This is a genomic window from Paeniglutamicibacter psychrophenolicus (assembly GCF_017876575.1).
Classification (GTDB): Bacteria; Actinomycetota; Actinomycetes; order Actinomycetales; family Micrococcaceae; genus Paeniglutamicibacter; species Paeniglutamicibacter psychrophenolicus.
Window position 1 is genome coordinate 4,733,268 of record NZ_JAGIOE010000001.1, and the last position, 12,918, is coordinate 4,746,185.

Consider the following 12,918-nt stretch of genomic DNA (forward strand, 5'->3'; position numbering starts at 1 on the left):
TGTTTTTGGGTGCACCGATCCAACCCACCGGCAAGGTGCCGGTGGACCGGTGTGGGTTTTTTGTTCGGTGGCGTGCTTCCGGCGTCAGCCGGCGAGCGCCTGGTTGACCGTGTCCACCACGGTTCCGTCATGGACCAGTTCCAGTGCCTTGCGGATCCTGGGGTACATGACGACGTCGGCGCGGATGTGGTCGATGGGCCGCCCGTCGTCCGAGGAGGTGCCGCGGACCAGGGCCAGTGCCGCGGCGGCTGCCGGGCTCAGGCGGGCATCTGCGGTGGCTTCGAGCCCCAGGCGCAGTTCGAGGGCCTGGGCAGCCATGAGCAGTTCGATGCCGACCACCGATTCGATGTTCGCCACGATCTGCCGGGTGTGGCGTCCGGCATTGTTCGCCATCGACACGTGGTCTTCCTGGTTGGCGCAGGTCGGGATGGAATCCACCGAGTCCGGGTGGGCGAGGGTCTTGCAGTCGGAGACCAGGGCCGCGGCCAGGTACTGCGGGAGCATGTAGCCGCAGTCCATGCCGGTCTGCTCGGAGTCGATGAGCATGTCCGGAAGCCCGCGGTTCAGTGTGCCGTCATCCAGGCGGAAGAGCCGGCGCTCGGTGATGGAGCCGATCTCGGTGACCGCGATCGAGATGAAGTCGGCGGCGAAGGCCACGTATTCGGCGTGGAAGTTGCCTCCCGACACGGCCTTGAGCTTTCGGGTGTCGGGCAGCGAGGGGAAGATCAGCGGGTTGTCGGTGGCCGCGTTGATCTCGTTTTCCAGGATGCCGGCGGCGAAGGCCAGCGTGTCCTTGATGGGGCCGAAGACCTGCGGGACGCAGCGCAGCGAGTAGGCGTCCTGCGGTGGCTGGCGCACCGGGTCGGTGGTGGCGTTTCCGTCGATCAGGGTGGAACCGGCGAGCAATTCGCGGATGCGGGCGGCCACCTCGATCTGGCCGCGCTGGCCGCGGGCCTGGTGCAGTTCGTCGATGAATGCGTCCCCGAAGCCCATCAGCGCCTCGATGCTCATGGCCGCGGTGATCTGTGCGGTCTCGAGCAGGTTCTGCGCGTCATAGAGGGCCAGTGCTGCCTGGGCGGCGGAGAAGGAAGTGCCGTTGAGCAGTGCCAGCCCGTCCTTGGCCCCCAGCGGCAGGCGTTCGATCCCGGCCGCTGCCATGGCCTTGATCCCGGAGACGACCTTGCCCTCGAGCATCGCCTCGCCCGAGTCCAGTTCGATGTCCTCGCCGGTGTGCGGGCGGGACATCACGATGGCCACGTGGGCCAGCGGGATCAGGTCCCCGGAGGCACCTAGCGAACCATACTCGGGGATGGCCGGGCAGACCCCGGCGTTGAGCATGTCCACGAGCGTGGTGACGATTTCCGGGCGGATGCCGGAGAAGCCCTGGGTGAGCGAAACGATACGGATGAGCATGGTCGCGCGGACCACTTCCTCGTCGACGTAGCGGCCCACGCCGGCGGCGTTGGAAAGCACCAGGCGGCGCGAGAGCTCGGCGGCGTCGGCCGGTTCGGCGAAGGCGCGGCGTCCCGCCAGGGAACCGAAGCCGGTATTGATGGAGTAGATCGGCGGGGTGTCCTTGCCCGGGCCCATCGAATCCACGACGCCCTGCAGCCAGTTTCGGGACGGTTCCATGACCTCGAAGACCGCCTCGTCGATGACCACCGGGCGGCGGTGGCGGGCGACCTGGATCAGGTCCTCAAGGGTCGTGCGGTGGATACCGATCCGCACCGGTGCGGTCTCAGGCAATACTGCTGTAGTCATCAAGGGTCTCCCTGGTTGATTTGTTCGGGGTGCTGGCTTGCAGCAAGTCTGTGAGGTTTGCGGCCGCGTCGCGCATGACCTTCAGCGTCGAAGCGATCCACAGCTTGGATCCGCAACGGCCCTCGGGGCCGGCCACGTTCAACGAGCAGACCACTTCGCCGCGGCTGAACACCGGGATGGCGACGGACACCGATCCCTCGTCGAGCTCGCCCCTGGAGAGGACAACCCCGGAGGAGCGGATCTGCGGGATGCTGGACAGGATTTGTTCCGGGCCCAGGGTGTTGGGGGTGAAGCGCGTCATCGGTCCGGCGAGGACCTGGCGCACAACCTCCGGGGGCGCCCAGGCGAGCACCATGCGTTGCCCGGCCCCGGCGTGAAGGGGCAGCAATTCGTTGATCGCGAACGTGTACTTCAGCGATTTGTCCGGTTCGGCACGGCGCAGGCACATCGCATGGTCCCCGATGCGCACGATCATCACCGCTGTTTCACCGACCTTCTCGACGATCGAACGCAACACCGCGTTGCCGACCTCGGCCAGGTAGGACTGGGCCAGGTGCTGTCCGGACATGTGCAGCAGCACACGGCCCGGGCGGTAGCGCCCGTCCTCCTCGGACACGAACTCCTGCTCGCGCAGGACCTTGAAGTACCGATATGCGGAGCTGGAGGGAATGCCCAGCTTGAGGGACACGGCATCGACCGTGGTCTCGCCGCTGGCGGTGATCTCCGCCAGAATTTTCAGCCCGCGCTCAAACGAGGATGACATGTTCGCTCCCTTCCCCCAATCGAATGTGATGGTCCGCACATTCCGGCGCCACGGGATAGATATTCCATGGTTCATCCGGGGAGGACAATCTTGATTCTCGCATAATGGGAATCGGATTAACTCGCGTTCCCGCGCCTCGCTAGGTTGGGTGTCATTCACCCCTACCCGCAGGAGGCACCCATGGAATCCGTCCTTGCCGCATCGACGGTCCCGGTCTTCACGCAAGACCCCTACGCGCCGGAGCACCTGGCCGACCCGTATCCGCTGTTCGCGAAGATGCGTGCCGCGGGCCCGGTGGTCATGATGCAGGAGCATTCCCTGCACGCGGTCACGCGTTTCGCCGAATGCAAGGAGGTCCTGGACGACTACCGCACCTACATCTCCGGGGCCGGGGCCGGGCCGAAAAACCTGCACCACGAACCCAGCTGGCGCGCCCAGGGCATCATGGAGTCCGACCCGCCGATCCACACCGACATGCGCCACGCCATGGCCGGGGTCATTTCCCCGCGCGGGGTCCGCTCGCTGCGCGCCGGCTTTGAGGCCTACGCCACCGAACTGGTCGATTCCCTGTTGGAGGCCCGCAGCTTCGACCTGATCAAGGACATGGCCGAGGTCTTCCCGCTGCGTGCCTTCGGCGACGCCGTCGGCATCCCGCGCGAGGGCCGGGCCGAGAACCTGCCGGCGCTGGGGGCGGCGAACTTCTCCACGTTCGGTCCCGACACTGCACTGGCCCGCGAACACTTCGCGGCCGGATCCGGGATGAACGACTGGGCCATGGCCAACACCGCCCGTGAGAACCTGTCCCCCGGTTCGCTCGGCGCGCAGATCTGGGAGTACGCCGACCGCGGGGAGATCAGCGCCGACCAGGCCGCGTTGCTGGTCAGGGCGATGCTGTCGGCCGGGCTGGACACCACCATCTTCTCCCTGGGTGCCACGTTGCTGGCCCTGGTTTCCAACCCCGGCGAATACGCCAAGGTCCACCAGAGCCCGAAGCTGGTGAAGTTCGCCATCGACGAGGCCTTCCGCTACGAGTCCCCGTTCCAGTCCTTCTACCGCACCACCTCGCGGGACACTGTGCTGGGCGGGGTGGAACTGCCGGCGGACACCAAGGTCGCGGTTTTCGTCGGCTCGGCCAACCGCGACGCCGAACGTTGGGGTCCGAGGGCCGACGAGTACGACATCACCAGGTCCGCCGGCGGGCACCTGGCTTTCGGCATGGGCATCCACCAATGCGTCGGACAACCGCTCTCCCGCCTGGAAATGGAGGTGCTGCTCACCGAGTTCGCCAAGCGTGTGAAGTCCGTGGAGCTCACCGCCGAGCCCGAGCAGTTCCTGCACACCACGCTGCGCGGCTGGAAGTCCATTCCGGTGAAGATCACCGCGGCCTGATCCGCCAACGCGCCGCATGCACGCGAAAATCGTGCGTTGTTCCCCCTGATGCGGGGAAACAACGCACGATTTTGCGTTTGGAAGGGGTCATCCCCCTACGCGTCCGCTGTGCCAAGGCGCACGTGCCGGGGGCCAAACTCATCAAGGGTACGCACGCCCAGCAGCGCCATGGTTTGCCGGATCTCCCGCTCGAGGATCTCCAGGGTGCGCTCAACCCCGGCCTGTCCCCCGGCCATCAGTCCGTAGAGGTAGGCCCTGCCGATGAGCGTGAAGTTTGCGCCGGCCGCCAGCGCCGCCACCACGTCGCCGCCGCTCATGATTCCCGAATCCGCAATGAGGAGCTTCTCCGGCCCGACGGCGGCGCGGATCGCCGGCAACTGCATCAACGGCACCGGCGCCCTGTCCAGTTGGCGTCCTCCGTGGTTGGAGACCACCACGCCGTCGGCGCCGTGTCCGAAGCACTCCAGCGCGTCCTCCGGCCCTTGGACGCCCTTGACGATCAGGGTGCCCGGCCAGGCCTCCCTGACCCAGCCCAGGTCGACAAAGCTCAGCGAGGCGTCGAACATGGTGTTGAACTGTGCGCTGACGTTTCCCGGGTCATCGGCAAAGTTCGCGAATTCCAGCGGCGGCGTGGTGAGGAAGTCCAGGCACCACCCCGGGCGCCGGAGGGCATCGAGCATGGTCCGCACGCCGAGCGTCGGCGGCAGGGTCATGCCGTTGCGTGCATCGCGCACGCGCGTCGAGGTGACGGCGGTGTCCACCGTCAGGACCAGCGCGTCGTAGCCGGCGGCCCGGGCCCTGCGCATCATCTCCAGGGACAGGGCGCGGTCCTGGCGCAGGTACAGCTGGAACCATCGGGTTCCCAACGGCGCCGCGGCGGCGGTTTCCTCGATGGACATGGTGCCCATGGTGGCCAGGGTGAAGGGAATGTTGTACTTGGCGGCGGCCGCGGCCCCCGCGCGTTCGCCGTCCGCGTGCATGAGTCGGGTCAGTCCCGTGGGCGCGATGCCCACGGGCAACGAGAATTTCGTCCCGGCCACGGTTGTGCCCGGGTCCACCAGACTCACGTCGCGCAAGATCCCCGGGACAAGCTCCACATTCCGGTACGCGCGGTAGTTGCGGTCCAGCGTCTCCTCGGAATAGGAGCCGCCGTCGGCATAGTCGAAGGCCGCGGTGGGTGTGCGGCGCCTGGCCAGCAGCCGCAGGTCGTCCATGGTGAGTGCCCCTGCCGCAGGGTTTTTGCCCGGTTTCGGGAATGGCTTGAAGTTCAGTTGAGCGAGCGCTGCGGGGATCCGCGTGAGGGAACGTTTCATGACGCGAGGCAGCCTGCCTTTCGATGCCGGGAACACTTTCGTCCCCGCATCCTAGTCATTGCCCCGGCGCTGCCCACAAGCGGTACTCCCGCACCGCGGGGATCGGCCGTGCCGGGACGGGCTGCACTTAAAGACCGACGGCGGTCGGCCTCCCGGGTTACCGGGGAGGTCGACCGCCGTCGGCGGATGCTGATTGTGCCTTAGAGGGCGGCGTAAACTTCGCGCAGCAGCGTTGCGGTTTCCGACGGGGTCTTGCCGACCTTCACGCCGGCAGCCTCGAGTGCTTCCTGCTTGGCCTGTGCCGTACCGGCCGAGCCGGAGACGATGGCGCCGGCGTGGCCCATGGTCTTGCCCTCGGGAGCGGTGAAGCCCGCCACGTAGCCGACGACCGGCTTGGTGACGTTGGCCTTGATGTACTCGGCGGCACGTTCTTCGGCGTCGCCGCCGATTTCGCCGATCATGACGATGGCCTTGGTCTCCGGGTCCGCCTCGAACGCAGCCAGTGCGTCGATGTGGGTGGTTCCGATGACCGGGTCGCCGCCGATGCCGATGGCGGTGGAGAAGCCCAGGTCGCGCAGTTCGTACATCATCTGGTAGGTCAGGGTGCCGGACTTGGAGACCAAGCCGATCGGGCCCTTCTGGGTGATGTTGTTCGGGGTGATGCCGACCAGTGCCTCGCCCGGGGTGATGATGCCGGGGCAGTTCGGGCCGATGATGCGGGTGACCTGGTTGCCGTCGGCGTCGACCTTGGACTGGGCCAGGGCCCAGAACTCGGCCGAGTCCTGTACCGGAACGCCCTCGGTGATGACCACGACCAGGCCGATGCCTGCCTCGATGGCTTCAACGACTGCATCCTTGGTGAAGGCAGGCGGCACGAAGACGATGGAAACGTCTGCACCGGTTTCGGCCATGGCTTCCGCCACTGCGCCGAAGACCTTGATTTCCTTCTCGCCGTGTAGCACGGTGGTGCCGGCCTTGCGGGCGTTGACGCCACCGACGATGTTGGTGCCGGCCTTCAGCATCAGGGCGGTGTGCTTGGTACCCTCGCCACCGGTGATGCCCTGAACGATGACCTTGGAATCCTTGTTAAGGTAAATGCTCATGTTCGCGTATCCCTACTTACTTCGCTGCGTTGGCGAGCTCGGCGGCCTTGTCGGCGCCCTCGTCCATGGTTGCTGCCAGGGTGACCAACGGGTGGTTGGCCTCGGCAAGAATGCGGCGGCCCTCTTCGACGTTGTTGCCGTCCAGGCGCACGACCAGCGGCTTGTTGGCTGCGGAACCGAGCTCGGCCAGTGCGCCGACGATGCCCTTGGCAACGGCGTCACATGCGGTGATGCCACCGAAGACGTTCACGAAGACCGACTTGACCTGCTCGTCGTTCAAGATGACGTCAAGGCCTGCGGCCATGACCTCGGCGGAGGCTCCGCCGCCGATGTCCAGGAAGTTGGCGGGCTTCACGTTGCCGTGGTTTTCGCCGGCGTAGGCTACGACGTCCAGGGTCGACATGACCAGGCCTGCACCGTTTCCGATGATGCCCACTTCGCCGTCCAGCTTGACGTAGTTCAGGTCCATGGCCTTGGCCTTGGCCTCGAGCGGATCCGCTGCGTCCTTGTCCTCGAGCGCGACGTGGTGCGGGTTGCGGAATTCGGCGTTCTCGTCGATGGAGACCTTGCCGTCCAGTGCAACGATCTCGCCGGCGCCGGTGCGAACCAGCGGGTTGACCTCGACCAGGGTTGCGTCTTCCTTCTTGAAGACGTCCCACAGCTTCAGGATTGCCGCGGCGACCTTTTCGGTCAGTTCCGGTGCGAAGCCTGCTGCTGCGACGATCTCGTCGGCCTTGGCCTGGTCGATGCCGACGGCCGGGTCAACGGCGATGCGGGCCAGGGCCTCGGGACGCTCAACGGCGAGCTCCTCGATTTCCATGCCGCCTTCAACCGAGCACATGGCCAGGTAGTTGCGGTTCGCGCGGTCCAGCAGCACGGAGAAGTAGAACTCCTCGGCGATGTCGGCACCCTGGGCGATCATGACCTTGTTCACGGTGTGGCCCTTGATGTCCATGCCGAGAATGTCGGATGCATACTTGAACGCCTCGTCGGCGGTCTTTGCGACCTTCACGCCACCGGCCTTGCCGCGGCCTCCGACCTTTACCTGGGCTTTAACGACCACGACGCCGCCGATTTTCTCGGCTGCGGCCTTGGCTTCTTCAGGTGTGTAGGCAACGATGCCGGCCAGCACGGGTACACCGTGCGACTCGAACATATCGCGCGCCTGGTATTCATACAGGTCCACGGGCTTGTGTCCTTCTTGTCGAAGTCTATGCTGACTCAAGACACGGCTCCGTAAACACGGTTCCATGCTTTGAGGGGGAGAGTCCGTCCTGGAAACAGGGCAGGCTCCATTCCACAGCCTAGCGCCTTGGCGCCCAATGGCACAGTTCTACAAACGGTAGAGCCCAGTGGGCCGTGACGCCCGCCACAGACCCTGCAAACATGGCGTTCGCGGGAGTATCCTCACGCTTGGCTACGGATCTAGTCCAGCTTGGCCAGCGGGGCGTATCGCAGCAATAGCCGTTTCTCCGCGTCCGCGAACTTCACCTTGGCCACGGTCTTGTCCCCGGCACCTTCCAGGGCCAGGACCACGCCCTCGCCGAAGGTGCCATGGCTGACCTTGTCCCCCACCGACAGGGAGATGATTTCCTTGTTCGGCTGCACCCGGCCCTTGGCCCGTGCCGTGGGTGCGGTGCTCAGCGTGTGGATTTCCGGGGCGCCGGAGAGCCTGCCCCCGCCGCCGGATCCCGTGCCTGCACCCCAGTAGGACCCCGACTCGTAGCGGCTCGTGGCGAAGTTGCTGCTCCCTCCAAAGGACTCGAAGCTGGAACGCTTGGTGCCCTCGCGCTTCCACTCCACCAGGTTTTCCGGGATTTCCTCTAGGAACTGGCTGGCGGGGTTGTACTGCGACTGGCCCCATAGGCTGCGGTACTCGGCGCGGGTCAGGTACAGACGCTGGCGTGCCCGGGTGAGCCCCACGTAGGCCAGCCGGCGCTCCTCGGCCAGCTCCTTCTCATCGGTCAGGGACCGCTGGTGCGGGAAGATGCCGTGCTCCATGCCGGTGAGGAAGACGACGGGGAATTCCAGCCCCTTGGCCGTGTGCAGCGTCATCAACGTGACCATTCCCTCACGGTGGGCCATGTCCACGCCCTCGGCATCGGAGGGGGCGTCGGGGATGGAGTCGGCGTCCGCCACCAGCGCCACGCGCTCGAGGAAGTCGGTGAGCGTGCCTTCGGGGTTCTCCTTCATGAAGTCCCGGACCACCGCCACAAGCTCGGCAAGGTTTTCCACGCGGGATTCGTCCTGCGGGTCGCTGGAGGAACGCAGCATTTCCAGGTAGCCGGTCTGCTCCAGCACCGCCTCAAGCGCCTCGGCCGGGCCGGACCCGTCGGCGACCACGGCCAGGTCGTCCATGATCTTCACGAACGCGCCGACCATGTTCTGGCCACGGGTGCCCAGCCCGGGTGCGTCCTCGGCCCGGCGCAGCGCCTCCATGAAGGAGATCCGCTCGCGTTCGGCCAGCGCGGCCACCGAGTACTCGGCCCGATCCCCGATGCCGCGCTTGGGCTCGTTGAGGATCCGGCGCACGTTGATGTCGTCCTCGGGGTTCACCAGCACCCGCAGGTAGGCCAGGGCGTCCTTGACTTCCTTGCGGTCGTAGAATCGGGTTCCACCGATGACCTTGTACTTCAAGTCCACGCGGATCAACTGCTCCTCGAGGGAACGGGACTGCGCATTGGTGCGGTAGAAGATGGCAACATCGCCGGGGCGGATGGACTCTTCGTCGTTCAGGCGCAGGATCTCCTCGGCGATCCAGCGGGCTTCGTCCGACTCGGACTCCCCCACGTAGCCGATGATCTTCTCGCCGTCACCCTCGGCGGTCCACAGGCGCTTCTCGGGCCGGTCCGGGTTGCGCTTGATGACCTCGTTGGCGGCCGAGAGGATGGTCTGGGTGGAGCGGTAGTTCTGCTCGAGCTTGATGGTGACCGCGTCCGGGTAGTCCTTGGCGAACTCGACGATGTTGCGGATGTCGGCCCCGCGGAAGGCGTAGATCGACTGGTCGGAGTCGCCCACCACGGTCAGTTCCCCGCCCGGGGTCGGGCCGTCGGGCCCGGTCAGTTCGCGCACCAGGGCGTACTGGGCGTGGTTGGTGTCCTGGTACTCGTCGACCATGACGTGGCGGAAGCGCCTGCGGTAGTTGTCCGCCACCGCCGGGAAGGCACGGAAGATGTTGACCACGTGGGCGATGAGGTCATCGAAGTCCAGGGCGTTGGCCGCACGAAGCCGTTCGGTGTAGCCCCGGTAGACCTGGGAGACCGCCGAGGCGAACGGGTCGTTGGAGGCAACGGTGGCCGCATATTGCTCGTCGTCGATGAGCTCGTTCTTCAACGCGGAGATCTTGTGCGCCATGGACTTGGGCGTGAACCTCTTGGGGTCCAGTTCCAGGCCCTTGGACACCAGCGTGATCAGGCGCAGGGAATCGGCCGAGTCGTAGATGGAGAAGCTGGACTTCAGTCCCACCGATGCCGCCTCGCGGCGCAGGATCCGCACGCACGAGGAGTGGAAGGTGGAAACCCACATCTTCTTGGCCACGTCCTCGCCCACCAGCGCGGAAATGCGTTCACGCATCTCGGCGGCGGCCTTATTGGTGAAGGTGATGGCCAGGATCTCGTGCGGGCGCGCCCTGCCGGTGGCCAGCAGGTAGGCCATGCGGTGCGAGAGCACGCGCGTCTTGCCGGAGCCGGCGCCGGCAACGATCAGCAGCGGGGACCCGGCGTGCTTGACGGCCTGCTCCTGCTGGGGGTTCAGCCCGGCGAGGAGCGCCTGGGCATCTGGGAGGGGCGGGGCTTGGGCGGGCGCGACGAAGTCATCGAAAAGAAAATCCATGATGGCCCCAGTCTACGGCGGTGCGCCCACCGGTTGGCCTGGCCCCGATCATTTGGCGGCATAATTGGGGTCATGGCCAAGTCACAGAAGAAAAAGAAGCAGTACAACCGTCCCACCCCGGCAGCACCGGTTCCCAACCCCTCGACGCAGCGTTCCCCGGAGAAGGCTGCCAACAACGGGAGCCTGATCCTGGTGGCCGGGTTCGTCGTGGTGCTCTTCCTCTTTTGGTACTACCACCTGCTCGTGCTGAACCAGATGACGGATCTGTCCAACGGGTTGGCCATGCCGGACCAGATGGTTGGCGGCTACTCCGTCGGGCACATCGAGGCGTTGCGCCAGGCCATGGATGCGGACGCCGTCGGACAGTTGAACTACGTGCACAAGACCGCGGGCCTGCTCTTCCCGCTCTTCCTGGCGTTGGTCACCATGCTGGCCGTGAACATCAACACCTCCCGCGGCGTAGGCCGCTGGATCCTGTGGGCGGTGCCCATGCTCTTCGCGGTCGTTGACCTGTGGGAGAACCGTGCCGTCGATGCCCTGTTCACCGGCGCGCTGGAACCGGCCGCCGTGTCCCTGGCCTCCACGCTGACCACCACCCGCTGGATCCTGCTCTTTGCCACCGCGGCCATCCTGTTCGGGGTGCTCATCGCCTCGTTCGTGCGCACGTTCCGCGAAAAGTGGGAGTTGTCCAAGAAGGGCCTGCTCTAGGTCTTGGAAGTTCGCAGCAGCCAAACGGCGCGCTGCGCCACATTGGCCAAGCTTCGCCAAAATACCGTTAGGATTGATCCGGATCGTTTTTTGGCGAAACGCGCCCCTGTAGCTCAGTTGGATAGAGCGACTCTCTCCTAAAGAGTAGGCCATCGGTTCAATTCCGGTCAGGGGCACCAAACAAGAGCGCGACCTGCGAACCTGCAGGTCGCGCTCTTCTCATTGGAGCGGTTTCGGGTGTATCCGGACGCCCGGGCCCCGCTGCAGGTCGAACAAGTGGCATGTGCCTGCCGGCCCCGCCGATGCCCGGTTCCCACCGCCGGGCAAGTCCAGGCCGTGGTCGTCGCGGCACCCATCGCCCCGCGTGGTTTCGGGGCGCGCCACACAATCCGGCGTTAAGAAAAAGGTGCCGTCGACCGGTGAAACCGTGGGATAACTCCCATTACATCCCACGGCACCGGTCGACGGCGTCAAGAGCCGGGTCCCCAGCAGCCGACCTGCCGTTCCCCCACGCGTTAGCTTTGCGGAAAATCAAGACTGTCACACAAACAACGGTGGGCAGCTCGGATGCAACCAACTCTTACCGGTCATCTAAATCCATTAGAGATAGATTGTCAACCGACCCATCAGTAGTAAGACAATGGGTCGTCAGATAGTCACATCCGACGACCCATTGACGCAATATATGACCGTTTAGCGCAACAACAGCGCCGCGGCCTTGGGCGAGAGGCTCTCGTCCATGACGACGCAGGCACCGCCAATCGCACCCACTTCATGGCCCAGGGTCGAGGACCGGACCTCGACGGCATGGACGGTCTTGGAGCTGAAGCGTTCGTTGATGATTGCGCGCACGTCTTCCAGGCACCACTGGCCGACCTCGGACCACAATGGTCCGGCAAGGACCACCAGTCCTACGTCCAGGGTGTTGCACAGTTGTCCCGCGACCTGGCCGACGTGGCCCATGCATTCGCGGATCAGTTCCACGGCGGTTTCGTTGCCGGACTTCGCCAGGGCCACGATTTCGCCCATTCCGGCCGCGCGTTGTTCCGCGGTGCCGTCGTCGGGCACCGTGAGGCCCAGCCCTCGGGCGCGGGCATGCTTCGCAATCAGGTTGAACGACAAGGAGGCATGCAGGCAGTCGTTGCGGCTGCAGATCTCGCATTCCTGGGCAACGACACCGGTGGAGTAGTGCCCGATCTCGCCGGCGTTGTTGCTGATGCCGCGGTGGATTTCGCCGTTCAGGACCATGCCTGCACCGATTCCGGCACCCACATACATCGTGACGAAGTTGTCGCGTTCGGCGTCGTTGCCCTTCCACTGCTCGGCAATGGAAGCGGCAATGGTGTCCTTCTCGATGACGACATCCAGCTTAAGCATCCGGTGCAGCGGCTCGACCATGTCGACATCTTTCCAGCCGTCGAGCAACGGCGGGTCGATCATGACCCCGCGCACGGGATCCAGCGGTCCGGGGACCACCACGCCCACGCCAAGCACGTTGCTGCGCGGCACGCCGGATTCGGAAATGATTTCGTCCACGGTCTGTGCCATGGTCTCGATGGTTTTCTCGGGGACCTCGACGGCAGGGATGTCAAGGCGACGCGAGTGCATGATTTCGCCGCGGAGGTTCAGCATGACCACGGTGATGACACCCGGGTCGAGGTGGATGCCCACGGCCACCATGCGGTTGGCTTCGAGTTCCAGAACGGTTCGGGGCTTGCCCGGACCGGAAACAATCGTGCGGTCCTCGCGGACGAGCCCCTCGTCCAGAAGACGGCGCACGACGTTTGAGATGGTTTGCGGGGAAAGCCCGGTGGAACCGGCAAGCTCTACACGACTGACCCCGTCGACTGCACGGCGGATCGATTCAAAGATGACCGCCTGATTAAAATCTCCGAGTCGACCTAAGTTGGTGCCCCGCTGCATCAATTCTCCATTTGTAGATCCACATTTGATCCCCCGTTGGCCTTGCCCGAACCGTTAGTCCCCAATGACTAGGCCGGTTCGTCGGACGTGGCGCCTGGCCGATTTGACTCCAGTATCCACCGTTAAA

9 protein-coding genes and 1 tRNA gene are annotated in these 12,918 nt (G+C 65.2%); 3 read left to right on the forward strand and 7 right to left on the reverse strand.

Going from position 1 to position 12,918, the window contains the following annotated elements:
* Positions 1-84: 84 nt before the first annotated feature.
* Both JOF46_RS21265 and JOF46_RS21270 read right to left on the reverse strand, forming a co-directional pair.
* Positions 85-1,761, reverse strand: coding sequence for an HAL/PAL/TAL family ammonia-lyase (locus JOF46_RS21265; RefSeq protein WP_209911194.1), 1,677 nt, complete (start codon positions 1,759-1,761; stop codon positions 85-87).
* Positions 1,739-2,524 (reverse strand): IclR family transcriptional regulator, encoded by a 786-nt coding sequence (locus JOF46_RS21270; RefSeq protein WP_209911198.1) that lies wholly within the window; start codon positions 2,522-2,524, stop codon positions 1,739-1,741. The genes JOF46_RS21265 and JOF46_RS21270 overlap by 23 nt, the downstream gene beginning before the upstream one ends.
* A gap of 180 nt (positions 2,525-2,704) precedes the next feature.
* Here JOF46_RS21270 and JOF46_RS21275 point away from each other — a divergent pair, with 180 nt between their 5' ends.
* Positions 2,705-3,913 (forward strand): cytochrome P450, encoded by a 1,209-nt coding sequence (locus tag JOF46_RS21275; RefSeq protein WP_209911201.1) that lies wholly within the window; start codon positions 2,705-2,707, stop codon positions 3,911-3,913.
* Positions 3,914-4,008: 95 nt separating this feature from the next.
* Here JOF46_RS21275 and JOF46_RS21280 read toward each other — a convergent pair whose 3' ends face one another.
* The 4 genes from JOF46_RS21280 to pcrA all read right to left on the reverse strand — a co-directional run bounded on the left by JOF46_RS21280 (position 4,009) and on the right by pcrA (position 10,160).
* The gene (locus JOF46_RS21280) at positions 4,009-5,226 is read right to left on the reverse strand and encodes an alpha-hydroxy acid oxidase (RefSeq protein ID WP_209911203.1); all 1,218 of its coding nucleotides are present in this window, start codon (positions 5,224-5,226) and stop codon (positions 4,009-4,011) included.
* Positions 5,227-5,426: 200 nt separating this feature from the next.
* Positions 5,427-6,329: a succinate--CoA ligase subunit alpha gene (sucD, locus tag JOF46_RS21285; RefSeq protein WP_209911206.1), complete on the reverse strand. Its 903-nt coding sequence runs from the start codon at positions 6,327-6,329 to the stop codon at positions 5,427-5,429.
* A gap of 16 nt (positions 6,330-6,345) precedes the next feature.
* Positions 6,346-7,515: an ADP-forming succinate--CoA ligase subunit beta gene (gene sucC / locus JOF46_RS21290; protein WP_209911209.1), complete on the reverse strand. Its 1,170-nt coding sequence runs from the start codon at positions 7,513-7,515 to the stop codon at positions 6,346-6,348.
* A gap of 239 nt (positions 7,516-7,754) precedes the next feature.
* Complete coding sequence (gene pcrA / locus JOF46_RS21295) at positions 7,755-10,160, reverse strand: DNA helicase PcrA (protein ID WP_209911211.1); 2,406 nt, start codon at positions 10,158-10,160, stop codon at positions 7,755-7,757.
* A 72-nt stretch (positions 10,161-10,232) separates the two neighbouring features.
* Between pcrA and JOF46_RS21300 the strand changes: the two genes are divergently transcribed.
* On the forward strand, positions 10,233-10,868 hold the full coding sequence (locus JOF46_RS21300; protein ID WP_245348217.1) for a hypothetical protein: 636 nt from the start codon (positions 10,233-10,235) through the stop codon (positions 10,866-10,868).
* A gap of 102 nt (positions 10,869-10,970) precedes the next feature.
* Positions 10,971-11,047: transfer RNA gene (locus JOF46_RS21305), tRNA-Arg, on the forward strand.
* Between the two features lie 514 nt (positions 11,048-11,561).
* Here the strand turns inward: JOF46_RS21305 and JOF46_RS21310 are convergent.
* Positions 11,562-12,791, reverse strand: a complete 1,230-nt coding sequence (locus JOF46_RS21310; RefSeq protein WP_209911214.1) for an ROK family transcriptional regulator — start codon at positions 12,789-12,791, stop codon at positions 11,562-11,564.
* Between the last annotated feature and the right edge of the window lie 127 nt (positions 12,792-12,918).

Excerpts from the sequence above, each read along its gene's own strand:
- JOF46_RS21280 (WP_209911203.1), bottom strand. The coding sequence starts at position 5,226 with ATGAAACGTTCCCTCACGCGGATCCCCGCAGCGCTCGCTCAACTGAAC.
- JOF46_RS21300 (WP_245348217.1), top strand. The coding sequence starts at position 10,233 with ATGGCCAAGTCACAGAAGAAAAAGAAGCAGTACAACCGTCCCACCCCG.
- JOF46_RS21270 (WP_209911198.1), bottom strand. The coding sequence starts at position 2,524 with ATGTCATCCTCGTTTGAGCGCGGGCTGAAAATTCTGGCGGAGATCACC.
- sucD (WP_209911206.1), bottom strand. The coding sequence starts at position 6,329 with ATGAGCATTTACCTTAACAAGGATTCCAAGGTCATCGTTCAGGGCATC.
- JOF46_RS21310 (WP_209911214.1), bottom strand. The coding sequence starts at position 12,791 with ATGCAGCGGGGCACCAACTTAGGTCGACTCGGAGATTTTAATCAGGCG.
- JOF46_RS21265 (WP_209911194.1), bottom strand. The coding sequence starts at position 1,761 with ATGACTACAGCAGTATTGCCTGAGACCGCACCGGTGCGGATCGGTATC.
- pcrA (WP_209911211.1), bottom strand. The coding sequence starts at position 10,160 with ATGGATTTTCTTTTCGATGACTTCGTCGCGCCCGCCCAAGCCCCGCCC.
- JOF46_RS21275 (WP_209911201.1), top strand. The coding sequence starts at position 2,705 with ATGGAATCCGTCCTTGCCGCATCGACGGTCCCGGTCTTCACGCAAGAC.